Here is a 16,733-nt window from a genome sequence, read left to right on the forward strand (position 1 = left end):
GGGCGCGGCGACGATGCGCCGGACCGCGGCGGTGAGCGGGGCCGGATGATGATGGCGGGAGGCCTAGCCGATGAAGGCCGGCCTTGCAATCCGGCCCGCCCCGACGATGGCGCGCAGGCCCCCGCGCGAGACGCGGCTTGCGGCTGACGCGGCCCCGGCCTTAGCTCAAGCCCGAAAGCCGTTTCCCGAAGGGCAGGCGGCGCACCCTATCGACGGTCTGCGCATGCAGGCGACCGTCCGGACGAAAGGCCCATCGGTGAGAACCCTGATCTTCGGCGGGGCCGGCTTCGTCGGCCTCAACATCGCGGAGGCCCTGCTCCAGGCCGGGCATGACGTCCTGGCCTTCGACCGCTCGCCGATCCCCGATGCTGCGCTGCGGAGCTTCGCCGGGCTGCCGGGCGCCTTCACCGCGATCCGCGGCGACGTCACCGACGAGGCCGCGGTTGGGGCGGCGATGGGGCAGGGCACCGAACTCGTCGTGATGGGCGCGGCGATCACGGCCGGTCGCGAGCGCGACGCGACCGATCCGGCCACGACGCTGAAGGTCAATCTCCTGGCGCAGGTGCCGATCCTGGCGGCGGCGCGGGCGGCGGGGGTGAGGCGGGTGGTCAATCTGAGCTCCGCTGCCGCCTATGGCGCTGCCGGCGAGCGCCTGCCCGAACTCGACGAGACGACGCCGGGCGACCCGGTCGGGCTCTATGCCATCACCAAATGGGCGAGCGAGCGCGTCGGGGCGCGGCTCGGCGATCTCTGGGGGCTCGACGTCGTCAGCCTGCGACTGAGCGGGGTCTTCGGTCCCTGGGAGCATGCGACCGGCGTGCGCGACACGCTGAGCCCGCATTGCCAGATCCTGGCGGCGGCGGCGGGAGGGCAGCCAGCGATCCTGCCGCGGCCGGGTCTGCGCGACTGGATCTATGCGCCCGACGTGGCGGACGCCGTGCTGGCGGTGGCGGCGGCCCAGAAGCCGGGCCACGGCGTCTACAATGTCTCGACCGGCCGGCGTTTCACGCTGCTCGATTGGGGGCAGCGGCTGGCGCAGGCCTTCCCCGGCTTCATCTGCCGACTGGCGGAGCCGGGCGAGGCGGCGACCATCGATTTCCACGGGCCTTCCGACCGTGCCCCGATGGCCGTGGCCCGGATTGCGCATGACATCGGTTGGTCGGCGCAGACCGAGGGGCTGGCGTCGGCCGACAGGCTCGCCGCCTGGTGGCACACGCATGGACGGACGATGGAGACGGGACGATGAAACTTGCCGGCAAGACGGCACTGGTCACGGGCGCGGGCTCCGGCATCGGCCAGGCGATCGCGCTCCTCTTCGCGGCCGAGGGCGCGCAGCTCGCGCTGGTCGACCGCGACGGGGCCGGCCTCGCCGAGACGCAGGGGCAGGTCGAGGCGGCCGGTGGCGCTGCGATCATCCAGTGCGGCGATGTGGGTGAGCCGGGCTTCGGGGAGGGGGCCGTGGCAGCCTGCGCCGCGCGCTTCGGCGGCCTCGACGTGCTGGTGACGGCGGCGGGCTTCTCCTGCGGCGGCACGGTGACGACGACGGCGCCCGACGATTGGGATGCCGTGTTCCGCGCCAATGTTGGCGGCACCTTCCTGTTCGCGCGCGCCGCGATCCCGCAGATGCAGGCCCGCGGCGGCGGGGCGATCGTGACCTTCGCCTCGCAGCTCGCGATCGCCGGCGGGCGCGGCAACAGTGCCTATATCGCCGCCAAGGGGGCGATCCTCAGCCTGACGCGGACGATGGCTCTGGATTACGCAGCCGACGGCATCCGCGTGAACGCGATCGCGCCCGGCGCCATCGACACGCCGATGCTGCGGCGCAGCTTCGCCCGCCATGCTGATCCGGAGCCGGTGCGGGAGGCCTCGCGCAGCCGCCATGCGATGAAGCGCTTCGGCCGGGCGGAGGAGGTGGCGCAGGCCGCCCTCTATCTCGCCAGCGATGCCTCATCCTTCAGCACCGGCACGACGATGGTCGTCGATGGCGGCTGGCTGGCCGCCTGAGGAGGAGGCGATGGACGGCATGAACGCTGCATCGGGGCCGCCATGAAACATGATGGCCTTTCCCTGCTCGCAAGCCGCGTCGCGGCTGATCTCGCCCGCATCGCCCATCCGCGCGCGCCCTGGCTGAAGCCGAAGACGGGGCCGGATGGCCAGCCGGCGCATGACGTCGTCATCGTCGGCGGCGGACAGTCCGGCCTGGCCACGGCCTTCGGGCTGCTGCGCTCGCGCGTCGACAACATCCTGGTGCTGGACAAGGCCCCGGCCGGGCAGGAGGGCCCCTGGCGGACCTATGCGCGGATGCACACGCTGCGCAGCCCGAAGGATTTCACCGGCCCCGATCTCGACGTGCCGAGCCTGACCTACCAGTCCTGGCACGAGGCGAAGTTCGGCGCCGACAGCTGGAACGAGTTGGCGCTGATCCCGAAGGGGTATTGGGCGGATTATCTCGACTGGTTCCGCCATGTCACCGGCATCCCCGTCCGCAACGAGGCCGAGGTCGTCGACATCGCGCCGGCGGACGGGCTGCTGGCGCTGACCGTCCGCAGCGCGGGTGTCGAGAGCCGGCTCTTCGCGCGCAAGGTCGTGCTCGCCACGGGCCAGGAGAGCATGGGCGACTGGAGCCTGCCGGGCGTGATCGCGGCACTGCCGCCGCCGCGCCGGGCGCATTGTGCGGATGCGATCGATTTCACGGCGCTGGCGGGAAAGCGCGTGGCAGTCGTCGGCGCCGGCGCCTCGGCCTTCGACAATGCCGCGACCGCGCTGGAAGCCGGGGCGGCGGAGGTGCATCTGCTCTGCCGGCGCAAGGACATCCAGGTGGTGCAGCCCTATCGCTGGCTGACCTTCCGCGGCTTCCTGCGCCATCTCGGCGATCTCGACGATGCCTGGCGCTGGCGCTTCATGAGCGCGATCATGGGGCTGCGCGAGGGCTTCCCGCAGGCGACCTATGATCGCTGCGCCCGGCACGCAGCCTTCCGGCTGCATCTCGGCGCCCCGATCGCCAGCGCGATCAACGGGCGCGACGGGGTCGATCTGGTGACGCCGTCGGGCGCGTTGCGCGTCGATTACGTCATCGCCGCCACCGGAATCGAGATCGACCTTGCGGCGCGGCCGGAACTGGCCCGCTTCGCCGGCAACATCGCCGCCTGGGGCGATCGCTACAGGCCGCCGCCGGCCGAGCGGGACGAGCGGCTGGCGCGCTTCCCCTATCTCGGCGACGATTATGCGCTGACCGAGCGGGTGCCCGGCGCGACACCCTGGATCGCCGACATCCATCTCTTCAGCATCGCCTCGACGATGAGCTTCGGCGCCTCGGGCTCCTCGATCAACGCCATGACCACGGCCGTGCCCAAGCTCGTGGGCGGGCTGACGCGGGGGCTCTTCCAGGCCGATATCGAGACGCTCTGGGCGGAGTTCCAGGCCTATGACGAGCCGCAGGCCGTGGTCCGGCCACCGACGCCCGTCGGCTGAGCGTGGCTCGCATGGCACCCTGCTTGCATCCTGTTCCGTTCGGAACCAACCTGTCGAACGTCACCACAAAAAACGCGAGGGGATCATCATGAGCATCCTGAGGACCGCCTGCCTGGCGTCGATGCTGCTGGCATCGACGGCGCTGCCGGCGCTGGCGCAAAGCCGTGCCGAGACGCTGCGCCACGTTACCGGCGCCGCGATCAATACGCTCGACCCCAACATCCCGGGCTCGACCCGCGAGGCCTTCGGCCTCTCGCTCCTGACCTATGACCGGCTGCTCTCCTTCGGGAAGAAGCAGCTCGACGGCAAATGGGTGTTCGACCTCGACAAGTTCCAGCCCGAGCTCGCCGAGAGCTACACGGTCAGCCCCGACGGGCTGAAGATCACCTTCAAGCTGCGCAAGGACGCCAAGTTCCACGACGGGACGCCGGTGACCGCCGAGGACGTGAAGTGGTCGCTCGACCGCGCCGTCACGGCCAATGTGCTCGGCAAGGGCCAGCTCCTGACGGGCTCGCTGACCAGCCCCGATCAGTTCAAGGTCGTCGACGCGCACACCTTCGAGGTGACGCTGCCCAAGCCCGACAAGCTGGCGCTCGCCAATCTCGCCGTGGTTTATCCGGTGATCTTCAATTCCAAGCTCGCCAAGTCGAAGGCGACCGCCGAAGACCCCTGGGCGCTGGCCTGGCTGAAGGAAAACACAGCGGGTTCGGGCGCCTATATCATCGAGAGCTTCAAGCCCGGCGAGACCACGATCCTGCGCCGCAACCCGGACTGGAACCGCGGCTCGGCCGAGAAGCCCGCTGCCTTCAAGCGAATCATCACCCAGACGATCCCCGAGGCCGCGACCCGCGCCAACCTCGTCGAGAAGGGCGATGCCGACATCGCCATCGACCTGCAGGCCACGGATGCCGCCGATCTCGAGAAGAAGGGCAAGCTGAAGGTCATCTCGACCCCGCAGTACAACGCCATCACCTTCGTCTCGTTCAACAACCAGATGCCGCCCTTCGACAAGATCGAGGTGCGCAAGGCGATCGCCGCCGCGCTGCCCTATGAGGACATGTTCAAGGCGGCGCTGTTCGGGCGTGGCAAGCCGCTCTATGGCGCGACCTGGGCCGACGGCAAGGCGCCGACGGGCGAGACCTTCCCGATCGCGCAGCCGGTGAAGACCGACCTCGCGGAGGCCAAGAAGCTGCTGACCGCGGCCGGCTTCCCCGACGGGTTCTCGACGACCTTCTCCTTCAATGTCGGGCAGGCCGGCACGGCTGAGCCGATGGCCGCGCTGCTGAAGGAATCGCTCGCCAAGATCGGCATCAAGGTCGACATCCAGAAGCTGCCGGACGCGCAGATGTCGACGCTGATCAACGAGAAGAAGGTGCCGTTCTTCACCGAGGGCATCGTCGCCTGGCTGCCCTCGATGGACTACTTCTACCGCAACTTCTACATCGGCCCGATCCGCTGGAACTACTCCTCGATCAACGACGAGAAGATCACGGAATGGGCCCAGACCGCCCGCTTCGAGCCGGACATGGCCAAGTATGCGGCGCTGGGCAAGGAGCTGAACACGCGGCATTTCGAGCTGATGCCGCAGATCCCGCTCTGGCAGCCCTCGCAGGACGCGGTGATGGCGCCCTCGATCGAGGGCTATGTCTACCAGTTCCACCGCCAGATCGACTTCCGGGATCTGAGCCGGAAGTGAAGGGCCTCCGCCACTGATCCCAAACCACCGCCGTCATCCCGGGCTTGGCGAAGCCAAGACCCGGGATCCATGCCTGACCATTTCCGGATAGGCTCAGGAATGGATCCCGGATCGGCGCGGCTTCGCCGCTTGTCCGGGATGACGGTGCGGGTTCGGAACAGGGCGAGCGAGACAACACATGTCGCAACTCTCCACCACCGCCAAACGGGCCGGCTGGCGCTTCGCCTCGTCGCTGCCGGCGCTGTTTGGCGTGCTGGTCTTCACCTTCCTGCTGATGCGGGTGCTGCCGGGCGATCCGGCGGTGTTCTTCGCCTCCGGCCCCAGCGCCGGGAAGGAGGAGATCGAGATGATCCGCAAGCAGATGGGCCTCGACAAGCCGGTGCCCGAGCAGCTGCTGCGCTATCTCGGGGATATCGGCGCGGGCAATCTCGGCCGCTCGCTGACCACGGGACAGCCGGTGCTGGCGGATCTCAGGTCCCGGCTGCCGGCCTCGCTGGAGCTGACCTTCTCGGCGCTGCTGATCGCGCTTTTGACCGCGATTCCGCTCGGCGTCGCGGCGGCGCTGCGGCAGGGCTCCTGGGTCGACCATCTCGTGCGCTTCATCTGCGCGCTCGGCGTCTGCGTGCCGACCTTCGTCTCGGGGCTCTTGCTGATCTACGCCTTCTACTACCTGCTCGGGCTCGCGCCCGATCCGACGGGGCGTGTCGACATCTTCACCTCGCTGCCGCCGCGCGCGACCGGTTTCCTGCTGATCGATTTTGCGCTGGCCGGAGACTGGGAGGGCTGGCGCGCGGCGGCGGCGCAGCTCGTGCTGCCGGCGATGACGATGGCGCTGTTCGTGGTGGCGCCGCTGGCGCGCATCACGCGGGCCGCGATGCTGGCCTCGCTCGGCAGCGACTTCGTCCGCACGGCGCGCTCGCTCGGCCTGCCGCCGGCGAAGGTCATCGTCACCTACGCGCTGAGGAATGCGCTTCTGCCGGTGCTGACGATCGCCGGCATTGTGTTCTCGACGATGCTGGGTGCCAACGTGCTCGTCGAGAAGGTGTTCTCCTGGCCCGGCGTGGCCTCCTATGCGCTCGATGCGCTGCTCTCCTCCGACTATGCGCCGGTGCAGGGCTTCGTGCTGCTGATGGCCTCGATCTTCGTCGTGGTGAACCTGACCGTGGACGTGCTCTACGGCATCGCCGATCCCAGGGTGTCGGTGGAATGAGGTGCCTTCATAACTGCGTCATGGTCGGGCTTGACCCGACCATCTCGGAAACGAGCCTCACTGGCCTGAGATTCTCGGGTCTGCGCTTCGCTTCGCCCGAGAATGACGGTGGAGGTTCCACCCCATGACCTCCTCCACGCTGCGCCACACGGTCTGGATCCTGCGCGGCAATCCGGTCACGGCGGTCGCCGCTGCCGGCGCCTTCATCCTGTGCGTGCTCGCCGTGATCGGCCCCTGGATCGTGCCCTTCGACCCGATCGCGTCGGATGTCGCCAATGCGCTGAAGCCACCGAGCGCGACCTATTGGGCGGGCACCGACCAGCTCGGCCGCGACGTGTTCAGCCGGCTCATCGTGGCAGCCCGGCTCGACCTCGCCATTGCGGCGTCCGCCGTGAGCCTGTCCTTCGTGCTCGGTGCGGTGGTCGGCGCGCTCTGCGGCTATACCGGCGGGCGGCTCGACCGCTATGTCGGGCGCTTCGTCGACGTGCTGATGGCCTTCCCGCTCTTCGTGCTGGCGATGGCGATGGTCGCCGCGCTCGGTAACCGGGTCGAGAATATCGTGATCGCCACCGCGATCATCAACCTGCCCTTCTACATCCGCTTCGCGCGGGCCGAGGTGAACGTCCGGCGCAATGCCGGTTGGGTCGAGGCGGCGCGCGCCAGCGGCGACAGCCACGTCTCGGTGGTCCTGCGCTTCCTCCTGCCGAACGTGCTGCCGGCGATGGCGGTGCAGGTCTCGCTCAATCTCGGCTGGGCGATCCTGAACGCGGCGGGGCTCTCCTTCATCGGGCTCGGCGTCTCCGCGCCGACGCCGGAATGGGGCATCATGGTCGCGGAGGGCGCCCGCTTCATCTCGACCGGCAAATGGTGGCTCGTTGCCTTTCCGGGGCTCGCGTTGATGCTGACCGTGCTCTGCTTCAACCTGCTCGGCGACGGCCTGCGCGACATCCTCGACCCGCGGATGCGGACGTGACGCGCTTGATGATTGATCTCGGAACCACAGCGTCATCCCGGACGCAGCGAAGCGCTGCTGCGGGATCCATCCTAGAGCGCCAGCGCCCTTCGATGGATCCCGGAGCAGCGCGGCTGCGCCGCTTGTCCGGGATGACGGTGCGTTTCGATTGGCAGGCGTCAGAGTTTTAACAGTGAACCCTTCACAAGACGCCCCCCTCCTCGCCATCGAAGACCTGCACGTCACCTTCTCGACACGGCGCGGGCTGGTCGAGGCCGTGCGCGGCGTGTCCTTCTCCGTCGCAGCGGGCGAGACGCTCGGCGTCGTCGGCGAGAGCGGCTCGGGCAAATCCGTGACGGCGTTCGCGGTGACGCGGCTGCTCGATGCGTCTGGCCGGATCAGCGCCGGGCGCATCCGTTTTGCGGGCGAGGACATCACCAGTGCCTCCTCTAAGCAGCTGCGCCGCCTGCATGGCGCGGCGATCTCGATGATCTTCCAGAACCCGCGCGGCGCGCTGAACCCGATCCGCACGGTCGGCCAGCAGATCGCAGACGCGATCATGGCCCATGAGCCGATCTCGGCGGGCGAGGGCCGGGCGCGGGCGCTCGAGTTGCTCAAGGCGGTGCTGATCCGCGAGCCCGAGAAGCGGCTCGACGCCTATCCGCACGAGCTGTCGGGCGGCATGTGCCAGCGCATCATGATCGCGATGGCGATCGCCTGCGCGCCGAAGCTCCTGATCGCCGACGAGCCGACGACCGGGCTCGATGTCACCACGCAGAAGACGGTGATGGACCTGCTCGCCAGGATCACCGCCGAGCGCGGCATGGCGATGATCCTGATCACGCACGACCTCGGGCTGGCCTCGCGCTACTGCCAGTGCGTCTGCGTGATGGAGCAGGGCAAGGTGGTGGAGGAGGCGCAGCCGCTCTCGCTGTTCAGCGCGCCGCAGCATCCCTACACCAAGCGCCTCGTCGCGGCCTCGCCGACGGCGACCTCGACAATCGCGGATCTGGCGCCGGAGGCCCTGGCATCCGAGGGCCTGGAGCCTCCTGGTTCATCCTTCGAGACGAAGCCTGCGGCTTCTCCTCAGGTTGAGGGCTCGGGGAAGAAGCCCGTGCCCGGCACGCCGCTGCTGCTCGAGGTGCAGAACCTGGTGAAGCGCTATGACCGCGGCGTGGTCGCGGTGAACGATGTGTCCTTTGCGATCCGGGCCGGCGAGAGCCTCGGCCTCGTCGGCGAATCCGGTTCGGGCAAGAGCACGATCTCGCGGCTGGTCTGCCGGCTGATCGACGCCAGCGAGGGTGAGATCCTGTTCGACGGGCAGGCGATCGGTACGCTGCCGGCGCGCGATTTCCACCGCTCGCCGCTGCGCAAGGACATCCAGATCGTCTTCCAGGACCCGACCGACAGCCTCAATCCGCGCTTCAACGCCTTCGACTGCATCGCCCATCCGCTGCGGCGCCTGCTGAACATGAAGGACGGGGCGGCGCTCACCGCCCGCGTCAGCGAATGCGCCGAGCGCGCCGGTCTGCCGAGCAGCCTGCTGGAGCGTTTCCCGCATCAGCTCTCGGGCGGGCAGAAGGCGCGTGTCGGCATCGCGCGCGCCATTGCCTGCCGGCCGCGGCTCCTGATCCTCGACGAGCCGACGGCGGCGCTCGACGTCTCCGTCCAGGCGGTGATCCTGCAGCTGCTCGACCGTCTAAGGCGCGAGGACGATCTGGCGCTGCTCTTCGTCAGCCACGACCTAAACGTCGTCCGGATGATGTGCGAGCGCACGGTGGTGATGCAGAATGGCGCCATCGTCGAGCAGGGCGAGAGCCTGGCGCTGTTTGCCGCGCCGCAGACGGACTATGCGCGCACGCTGCTGGAGGCAGTCTTGCATCTTGGCGGACCGACGGCGCGATGAGTCCATCGATCCGGCCTTGAAATTGCGGCAAAGCGGCGGATCATGGCGGCCGATGTTTCGTCACCGCCCGAGGACAGCCTTCATGCCCCGTTTCCCGCTGCTGCCCGCTCTGGCGCTGTCCCTCCTGCTCGGCGCCTGCGCGATCCCGACCTCGCGCACGAACATCGTGGTGCTGACGGAGAACAAGAGCGTGATCGAGCCCTGCACGAAGCTCGGCGAGATCGACGGCGCCTCGGAGCTGCACGCCGTGCTGATCCTCGACAAGGCGCGCGATGCGGCCATCGCCCGACTGAAATCCCGTGCGGCCGATCTCGGCGGCACCCACGTTCTGACCAGCGTAGCCGACATCAAGTGGAAGGGGCCGTCGACGTCCGGGACGGTCTATAAATGCGGGACGTGAGGGGGGCGCGTCGTCATGGTCGGGCTTGACCCGACCATCTCCGGCTCCAGCATTCTCGTCCTGAGGTTCTCGGGGCAAGCCCGAGAACGACGCCGAGCAGGCACCCGCCTCACAGCTTCGTCAGCCACTCATGCTCGGCGGCGTTGTGGAATTTCCAGGTCCGCTTCGGGCCGGCCATGACGTTGAGATAGTACAGATCGTAGCCGTGGCAGGTGGCGCAGGGGTGGTAGCCCCTGGGCACCAGCACGACGTCGCCATCCTCGATCGCCATGGCCTCGTCCAGGCTGCGATCGTCGGTGTAGACGCGCTGGAAGCCGAAGCCCTGCGGCGGGTTCAGCCGATGGTAGTAGGTCTCTTCCAGATAGCTTTCGCGCGGCAGGTCGTCCTGGTCGTGCTTGTGGGGCGGGTAGCTCGAGGTGTTACCGCCGGGCGTGATCACCTCGACGACGAGCAGCGAATCCGCCGGCTCGCCCTCGGGGAGGATGTTGGTGACGTGGCGGGTGTTGGAGCCCTTGCCGCGGATTTCCTGGCCGAGCGCGTCGGGCGCGATCACCCGCACCGGCAGGCCGCCGCCCAGGCCGGGCGCGGTGCAGACCGCGAGTTCCAGATCCGTGGTCGCGGTCACCGACCAGTCCGCCCCTTGCGGGACATAGACCGACCAGGGCTTGCCCTCGAAGGGGCTCATGCGCTGGCCGAGCTCGCCGAGAGCCTGCCCGCCGGCCGCGACCTTGCCCTTGCCCGTGACGAAGACGATGCAGGCCTCGCGATCCCCCGTCGCCGCTGACACGCTCTCGCCGGCTTTGAGCCGGTGCAGCTCGAAGCCGACATAGGTCCAGCCGGCGCTCTCAGGCGTGACGCGGGTCAAGAGGCCGTGGCTGCCGGAGGGGCGGATCTTGAGGTGGGACATGGGCGGTTTCCTATCCGGGGTTCGTCATGCTCGGGCTCGACCCGAGCATCTCCTCCAAGAGATTCTGGGGCCTGCGCTGCGCTTCGCCCGAGAATGACGCTGTCGTCAGCCCAGCCCCGCTTCGGTGATGAAGCGGCTGAGATTGGCGTGGCCGAGCTTCGCGTAGGTCGCGGGCTCCGCCTTCTTCGGGTCCTGCTCGGCCTCGACGACGATCCAGCCGGAATAGCCCTGAAGCTCGCGGAGCACGCGGACGTAGTCGATCAGTCCGTCGCCCGGCACGGTGTAGACGCCGGCCAGCACCGACTGCAGGAAGGACCAGTCCTCCTTGTTGGACTGCCACATCACCGCCTCGCGGATGTCCTTGCAGTGGACATGGTGGATGCGGGGCTTCCAGTGCCGGGCGATGCGGGCGGGATCACCGCCACCCCAGGTGGCGTGGCCTGTGTCGAGCAGGAGCCCGACGGCCTCGCCGGTCACGGCCATGAAGCGGTCGATCTCGGATTCGGTTTGCACCACCGTGCCCATATGGTGGTGATAGACGAGCTGAAGGCCGTATTTTGCCTTCAGGCCTTCAGCGAAGTTGGTGTAGCGCGCGCCGAACTGCGCCCAGCCATCCTTCGCCAGCACGGGGCGGAGCGAGAGCGGCTTGGCCATGTCGGAATGGATCGCGTTCGAGGTCTCGGCTGCGATCAGAACGTTGCAGCCCATGTCGCGCAACAGGGTCGCGTGAGCCTTCACGGCTTCCATCTCGGCGGCGACGTCGCGGATCAGCAGCTCGGTCGAGTACCAGCCGGAGACGAGCGCATGGCCATGGGCGTCGAGGATCGGTTTCAGCGCCGCGGCGGTCCGCGGGAACTTGTTGCCGAGCTCCATGCCGGTGAAGCCGGCCGTGCGGGCCTCGCTCAGGCAGGTTTCGAGCGGAATGTCGCCGCCGATCTCGAGCATGTCGTCATTCGACCAGCCGATGGGGTTTGCGCCGATGCGGATCATGTTTGGGGTCTTTCGCAAACTGTTGTTGATGGAAACACGCCGTCATCCCGGACAAGCCGCGTTAGCGGCGTCGACCCGGGATCCATGCCTGAACTGTTCCGGCATGGATCCCGGGTCTCCGCTTCGCTCCGCCCGGGATGACGGCGCGCTTAATTCCCGACACGCTGGCGCTGCCGTTTGATGTCGTACTGCGCCCGCGCGGCGCGGACTTCGGCGCGTTCGCTGACCTCCGGCACCGCGACATCCCACCAGGCGCCGCCAGCGCCGGTCGAGACCAGCGGGTCTGTGTCGATGACGACGACCGTGGTGCGGGTGTTCGCCTTCGCCTGAGCGAGCGCGGTTTCCAGCTCCGCGATCGAGCCGGCCTTCAGCGCGATCGCGCCGAGGCTTCCGGCATGGGCGACGAAGTCGATCTCGGGCAGAGTCTCGTGCCGGGCGTCCTTCAGCAGATTGTTGAAGGAGGCGCTGCCGGTGGCGTTCTGGAGGCGGTTGATGCAGCCGAAGCCGCGGTTGTCGAGCAGCACGATGGTGAGCTTGAGGCCCAGCATCACCGAGGTCGCGATCTCGGAGTTCATCATCAGATAGGAGCCGTCGCCGACCATGACGACGACCTCGCGGTCGGGCCGCGCCATCTTGGCGCCCAGCCCGCCGGCGATCTCGTAGCCCATGCAGGAGAAGCCGTATTCGGCGTGGTAGGAGCCGGGCGAGCCCGCCTGCCAGAGCTTGTGCAATTCGCCGGGCAGGCCGCCGGCCGCATGCAGCAGGATGATGTCTGAGCCAAGCGCGCGCTGGACGGCGCCGATGACCTGGGCGTCCGAGGGCAGGGCGGCGTTGGTGGCGGCGGTGACCGCATCCGCCTCCTTGCGCCAGGCCGCCTTGCCGGCCTTGGCATCAGTGGTCCAACTCGCGGGGGCCGTCCAGCCGTCGATGGCCTCACGCAGTTCGGCCAGACCCTCGCGGGCGTCCGCGACCAGCGGCAAGGCGCGGTGCTTGCCGGCGTCAAAAGCCTGGACGTTGAGACCGATCACGCTCTTGCCGGCGGCGAAGAGCGCCCAGGAGCCGGTGGTGAAATCCTGCAGGCGGGTGCCGACGGCGAGGATCAGATCGGCTTCCGCCGCGAGGCGGTTGGCGGCGCCCGTGCCGGTGACGCCGACGGCGGCCATGTTCAGCGGCGCGTCGTCGGGCAGGGCGGATTTGCCGCCCTGCGTCTCGCAGACGGGGATGCCGGTCTGCGTCGCAAAGCGGGCGAGTTGGTCGCTGGCGCCGGAATAGAGCACGCCGCCGCCGGCCACGATCAGCGGCTTCCTGGCCGCCTTCAGCGCGGCGGTCGCCGCTGCGAGTTCGGCTCGGTCGGGCCGCGGGCGGCGCGGCGTCCAAAGACGCTCTTCGAAGAAGCTCTCGGGATAGTCGTAAGCCTCCGCCTGCACGTCCTGGCAGAGCGCGAGCGTCACGGGCCCGCATTCGGCCGGGTCGGTTAGAACCTGCATGGCGCGATGGAGCGCCGGGATGATCTGTTCGGGCCGGGTGATGCGGTCGAAATAGCGCGAGACCGGCTTGAAGCAGTCATTGGCCGAGATCGTGCCGTCGCTGAAATGCTCGACCTGCTGGAGGACGGGGTCGGGGATGCGGTTGGCGAAGACGTCGCCCGGCAGCAGCAGCACCGGCAGGCGGTTGACATGGGCGAGTGCGGCGGCGGTGACGAGATTGGTCGCGCCGGGGCCGATCGAGGTCGTCGCGGCCATGAAGCGGCGGCGCATGTTCGTCTTGGCGTAGGCTATTGCCGCATGGGCCATGGCCTGCTCGTTATGGGCGCGGAAGGTCGGCAGGCGCTCGCGATCGTGCCAGAGCGCCTCGCCGATTCCGGCGACATTGCCATGGCCGAAGATCGCCCAGACGCCGCCGAAGATCGGCAGGCGCTGCCCGTCGATCTCGGTCATCTGGCGGCTGAGATAGCGCGTCAGCGCCTGAGCCATGGTGAGGCGGATGGTGGCGGTCATGAAACGTCTCTTCGGCCACGGATTGGGCGGTGGAACCTCTTCGTCATTCCGGGCGGAGCGAAGCGGAGGCCCGGAATCCATCGGAGGGCTCCGAATTCTACGATGGATTCCGGAGCGGCGCCGCTGGCGCGGCTTGTCCGGAATGACGTCGGGGATGGAACAAGGACGGCACGGTCAGGCCGCCTTGCGATCACGCGTGGCGAGCCAGAGCTCGGTCAGCGCGCCGAAGCGACGGGCCATGTCGGCGATGGCGGCCTCGTCGTCGATGCGGCCGTCGAGCCAGGCTTCGGCGGCGGCCATGAAGATGGTGCGGCCGACGGCGAAGCCCTTGACGATGGGGGTGGCGGCCGTGGCGGCAAAGCCGGCCTCCAGCTCCTCGGCGGGAGCGTCGAGCCCAAGCAGCAGCACTCCGCGGCACCAGGGGTCGCTGCGGGCAATGGTCTGCTCGATCGCCGCCCAGGCGGCAGGGGAGGCCTGCGGTTCGAGCTTCCACCAGTCCGGCTTGATGCCGAGGTCGTAGAGCTCCTGCATCGCGCGGGCGATGGTGTCGGGGCCGAGCGGGCCGTGCTTGCTGGCGATGATCTCGACCAGCAATTCGCGACCGACCTTCCGGGCCGCCTCGAACAGGCCGCGCAGCTTCTCCTGCTGGGCCTGCTTGAGCGCGGGCTCGTCGTCTGGATGGTAGAAACAGAGCGCCTTGATACAGTGATCGACCGGCCATTCCGGCAGGAGTGAGCCGATGTCCTGGCTCGTCTCGAAGCGCAGCGGCCGCGAGCCCGGCAGCTCGACCGGGCGGCCGAGCCAGGAGAAGGGGTGGCGGGCGAATTCGAACATCGCCTCGCGGCCATGCTTCTCGTCGAGCAGCATGCCGTAGCCCGGGCGGCCGGCCGCGACGCGCGCGGCGGCCCTGACCGCCAGCACCTTGAAGTCGCGGATGCGGGCGGGGTCGGCACTGACCTTCTGCGCGACCTCCTCGAGCTGGGCGCGGTGGTCGCAGGCGAGCGCCATCAGCGACGGGATGTCGCGCCGACGCGTCGTCGCCCAGTGAATGTGGTTGATCGCCTCGTCCTTACGAAGCGCCCGATGCGGGCTGCCGTTCTTGAGAAAGTACTGCAGCTCCGCGAAGGTCGGGCTTTCGGGCGAGCAGAGCAGGCGCGAGACGGCGAAGGCGCCGCAAGCATTGGCCCAGGTCGCCGCCGTCTGCAGGGTCTCGCCGCCGAGCCAGCCGCGCAGGAAGCCGGACATGAAGGCGTCGCCCGCGCCCAGCACATTGTAGACCTCGATCGGGAAGCCCTTGCCGATGATCCCGTCTTCGAGATCGTCGGAGATTTCGCCCTCATAGACGATGCAGCCCATCGGCCCGCGCTTGAGCACGATGGTGGCGGGGGTGAGCGCGCGGATCGTCTTCAGCGCCGGCAGCAACTCACTCTCGCCCGAGGCGATGAGCACCTCCTCCTCGGTGCCGACGACAAGGTCGCAGCCGGGCAGGACGCTCTTCATCCGCTCCGAAACGGCTGCCGAGGCGATGTAGCGGTTGTCGCCCGCGGCATGGCCGGCCAGCCCCCAGAGATTGGGGCGGTAGTCGATGTCGAGGATGACCTTACCGCCCTGCGCCCGCATAAGCCGCATCGCCTTGCGCTGGGCGGCCTCGGTGTTGGGCCTCGCGAAATGGGTGCCGGTGACGACGACGCCGCGGGCCGTGGCGAGGAAGGCCGCGTCGACGTCCTCCTCCTCCAGCGCCATGTCGGCGCAGTTCTCGCGGTAGAACAGCAGCGGGAAGGATTTGTCGCTCTCCACCGAGAGGATTGCGAGCGCCGTCAGCCGCGTCGGGTCCGTCTTCAGTCCGTCCAGCGTGACGCCCTCGCGGGCGAGCTGCTCGCGCAGGAAGCGGCCGAACTGCTCGTCGCCGACGCGCGTCAGCAGGGCCGAGCGCAGGCCCAGCCGCGACGTGCCGATGGCGATATTGGCCGGGCAACCGCCGACCGATTTGGCGAAGCTGCCGACATCCTCGAGCCGCGAGCCGATCTGCTGGCCGTAGAGATCGACCGATGCGCGCCCGATGGTGATGACGTCGAGCGACGGCGCGGGTCCGCCCTGCGATGCCGCCATGTCGTTCTCCCGGCTTGTCCTGCCCCTGGTCCCGGCTGCGCACCGCGCGCCGGCGATCCGTCGTTTACGAAATAACAGTTCTACTTTCTAGTCAATTCGGAATGGATGTTCCCGATCTGGAGAGTGTGGCCGGGGGCGTCAGGAGGGGGTGCGGGCCCGGCCGCGCGGCTTGCCGGGCTTGCGGTCCCGGCGCGCGTCGCCGATGCCGACGGCCAGCGCCATCGACAGCGCCATGGTGGCCGAGAGCGTGCGGAAGCCGCCGAAATCGGCCTCCGCGACCTCGAACCAGATCGTCGCGAACTGGACGAGCGGCGAGAAGGCGCTGTCGGTGATGGCGACGACCGGCACGCCGCGCTCCGACAGCAGGCGAGCCTCGTCGATCGTCTCGGCCGCATAGGGCGAGAAGCTGACGGCGAGCGCGACGTCGCGCTGCGTCGCGAAGGAGAGGATCTCGGGGCTCAGGCCGGCGGCCGATTCGACGAGCTGGTTGCGCACGCCGAGCTTGCCGAGCGCATAGGCCATGTAGCTCGCGACCGGATAGGAGCGCCGTCGCGCCAGGATATAGACCGTCTCCGCCCCGGCGAGGGCGTCGATGGGCGCGGTCGAGCTGCGCCTCGTCGAGGGAGCGGGCCATGAGGTCGAGCGAGGTGCCCGACGCCGTCAGGAAGCCCTCGAGGATGCGGTGATTGGCGCCATTGCCGCCGACATCGGCTCGCAGCGCGTTAAGCCGCTCCTCATAGCTCGAATTGCGCTCGCGCAGCCGTTCGCGGAAGACGCTCTGCAGGCTGGTGAAACCATCGAAGCCGAGATGCTGGGCGAAGCGCACCAGCGTCGAGGGCTGCACGCCGGCCGCGTCGGCGATGCTGGCCGCCGTGCCGAAGGCGATCTCGTCGGGATTGTCGAGCGCATAGGCGGCGACCTGGGCGATGCGCTTGGGCAGCGACTGGCGGCGGGCGAGGATCAGCGATCTCAGGCCGTCGAAATCGCGAGGGGCCGCAAGGGCCGTCTCGTCCGTCATGCCATCTCTCTCCCGGCCGCGCGCCGCGCGTCAGCCCTTCTGGCAGCGTGCGCGGAATGGATCAAGTGTTCCAGCGA

At 68.7% G+C, this 16,733-nt stretch carries 12 protein-coding genes and 1 pseudogene; 8 read left to right on the forward strand and 5 right to left on the reverse strand.

From position 1 onward, the window contains the following. Nucleotides 1-256: 256 nt before the first annotated feature. The 8 genes from ABIE41_RS09095 to ABIE41_RS09130 all read left to right on the forward strand — a co-directional run bounded on the left by ABIE41_RS09095 (nucleotide 257) and on the right by ABIE41_RS09130 (nucleotide 9,635). A complete protein-coding gene (locus tag ABIE41_RS09095) occupies nucleotides 257-1,246 on the forward strand; it encodes an NAD-dependent epimerase/dehydratase family protein (protein WP_192643950.1) in 990 nt (329 codons plus the stop codon). Continuing rightward, complete coding sequence (locus ABIE41_RS09100; protein ID WP_192643949.1) at nucleotides 1,243-2,004, forward strand: SDR family oxidoreductase; 762 nt, start codon at nucleotides 1,243-1,245, stop codon at nucleotides 2,002-2,004. Before ABIE41_RS09095 ends, ABIE41_RS09100 begins: the two co-directional genes overlap by 4 nt. Before the next feature lie 42 nt (nucleotides 2,005-2,046). After that, nucleotides 2,047-3,471 (forward strand): FAD/NAD(P)-binding protein, encoded by a 1,425-nt coding sequence (locus ABIE41_RS09105; RefSeq protein WP_192643948.1) that lies wholly within the window; start codon nucleotides 2,047-2,049, stop codon nucleotides 3,469-3,471. Between the two features lie 88 nt (nucleotides 3,472-3,559). After that, nucleotides 3,560-5,167, forward strand: a complete 1,608-nt coding sequence (locus tag ABIE41_RS09110) for an ABC transporter substrate-binding protein (protein WP_192643947.1) — start codon at nucleotides 3,560-3,562, stop codon at nucleotides 5,165-5,167. Between the two features lie 178 nt (nucleotides 5,168-5,345). Next, complete coding sequence (locus ABIE41_RS09115; protein WP_192643946.1) at nucleotides 5,346-6,377, forward strand: ABC transporter permease; 1,032 nt, start codon at nucleotides 5,346-5,348, stop codon at nucleotides 6,375-6,377. Nucleotides 6,378-6,501: 124 nt separating this feature from the next. Further along, nucleotides 6,502-7,350 carry an ABC transporter permease gene (locus ABIE41_RS09120; protein WP_192643945.1) on the forward strand — a complete coding sequence of 283 codons (849 nt, stop codon included), beginning with the start codon at nucleotides 6,502-6,504 and terminating at the stop codon, nucleotides 7,348-7,350. Nucleotides 7,351-7,522: 172 nt separating this feature from the next. Continuing rightward, complete coding sequence (gene nikE, locus ABIE41_RS09125; protein WP_192643944.1) at nucleotides 7,523-9,235, forward strand: nickel ABC transporter ATP-binding protein NikE; 1,713 nt, start codon at nucleotides 7,523-7,525, stop codon at nucleotides 9,233-9,235. Between the two features lie 82 nt (nucleotides 9,236-9,317). Beyond that, a complete protein-coding gene (locus ABIE41_RS09130) occupies nucleotides 9,318-9,635 on the forward strand; it encodes a hypothetical protein (protein WP_192643943.1) in 318 nt (105 codons plus the stop codon). Between the two features lie 109 nt (nucleotides 9,636-9,744). On the opposite strand, the gene iolB is transcribed toward ABIE41_RS09130, so the two are convergent. From iolB to ABIE41_RS09155, 5 genes and pseudogenes are all read right to left on the reverse strand, one after another. Next, the gene (iolB, locus tag ABIE41_RS09135) at nucleotides 9,745-10,542 is read right to left on the reverse strand and encodes a 5-deoxy-glucuronate isomerase (protein WP_192643942.1); all 798 of its coding nucleotides are present in this window, start codon (nucleotides 10,540-10,542) and stop codon (nucleotides 9,745-9,747) included. Between the two features lie 105 nt (nucleotides 10,543-10,647). Next, nucleotides 10,648-11,532: a myo-inosose-2 dehydratase gene (gene iolE, locus ABIE41_RS09140; protein ID WP_192643941.1), complete on the reverse strand. Its 885-nt coding sequence runs from the start codon at nucleotides 11,530-11,532 to the stop codon at nucleotides 10,648-10,650. Between the two features lie 149 nt (nucleotides 11,533-11,681). Continuing rightward, nucleotides 11,682-13,529 carry a 3D-(3,5/4)-trihydroxycyclohexane-1,2-dione acylhydrolase (decyclizing) gene (gene iolD / locus ABIE41_RS09145; protein WP_192643940.1) on the reverse strand — a complete coding sequence of 616 codons (1,848 nt, stop codon included), beginning with the start codon at nucleotides 13,527-13,529 and terminating at the stop codon, nucleotides 11,682-11,684. Nucleotides 13,530-13,703: 174 nt separating this feature from the next. Beyond that, nucleotides 13,704-15,638 carry a bifunctional 5-dehydro-2-deoxygluconokinase/5-dehydro-2-deoxyphosphogluconate aldolase gene (locus ABIE41_RS09150; protein WP_192643939.1) on the reverse strand — a complete coding sequence of 645 codons (1,935 nt, stop codon included), beginning with the start codon at nucleotides 15,636-15,638 and terminating at the stop codon, nucleotides 13,704-13,706. Between the two features lie 138 nt (nucleotides 15,639-15,776). Then, nucleotides 15,777-16,656 (reverse strand): annotated as a pseudogene (locus ABIE41_RS09155) (MurR/RpiR family transcriptional regulator). Nucleotides 16,657-16,733 lie beyond the last annotated feature (77 nt).

Source organism: Bosea sp. OAE506, assembly GCF_040546595.1.
In the GTDB taxonomy this organism is placed as follows: domain Bacteria; phylum Pseudomonadota; class Alphaproteobacteria; order Rhizobiales; family Beijerinckiaceae; genus Allobosea.

Excerpts from the sequence above, each read along its gene's own strand:
- ABIE41_RS09100 (WP_192643949.1), top strand. The coding sequence starts at position 1,243 with ATGAAACTTGCCGGCAAGACGGCACTGGTCACGGGCGCGGGCTCCGGC.
- ABIE41_RS09105 (WP_192643948.1), top strand. The coding sequence starts at position 2,047 with ATGAAACATGATGGCCTTTCCCTGCTCGCAAGCCGCGTCGCGGCTGAT.
- ABIE41_RS09110 (WP_192643947.1), top strand. The coding sequence starts at position 3,560 with ATGAGCATCCTGAGGACCGCCTGCCTGGCGTCGATGCTGCTGGCATCG.
- ABIE41_RS09115 (WP_192643946.1), top strand. The coding sequence starts at position 5,346 with ATGTCGCAACTCTCCACCACCGCCAAACGGGCCGGCTGGCGCTTCGCC.
- ABIE41_RS09120 (WP_192643945.1), top strand. The coding sequence starts at position 6,502 with ATGACCTCCTCCACGCTGCGCCACACGGTCTGGATCCTGCGCGGCAAT.
- ABIE41_RS09130 (WP_192643943.1), top strand. The coding sequence starts at position 9,318 with ATGCCCCGTTTCCCGCTGCTGCCCGCTCTGGCGCTGTCCCTCCTGCTC.
- iolB (WP_192643942.1), bottom strand. The coding sequence starts at position 10,542 with ATGTCCCACCTCAAGATCCGCCCCTCCGGCAGCCACGGCCTCTTGACC.
- iolE (WP_192643941.1), bottom strand. The coding sequence starts at position 11,532 with ATGATCCGCATCGGCGCAAACCCCATCGGCTGGTCGAATGACGACATG.
- iolD (WP_192643940.1), bottom strand. The coding sequence starts at position 13,529 with ATGACCGCCACCATCCGCCTCACCATGGCTCAGGCGCTGACGCGCTAT.
- ABIE41_RS09150 (WP_192643939.1), bottom strand. The coding sequence starts at position 15,638 with ATGGCGGCATCGCAGGGCGGACCCGCGCCGTCGCTCGACGTCATCACC.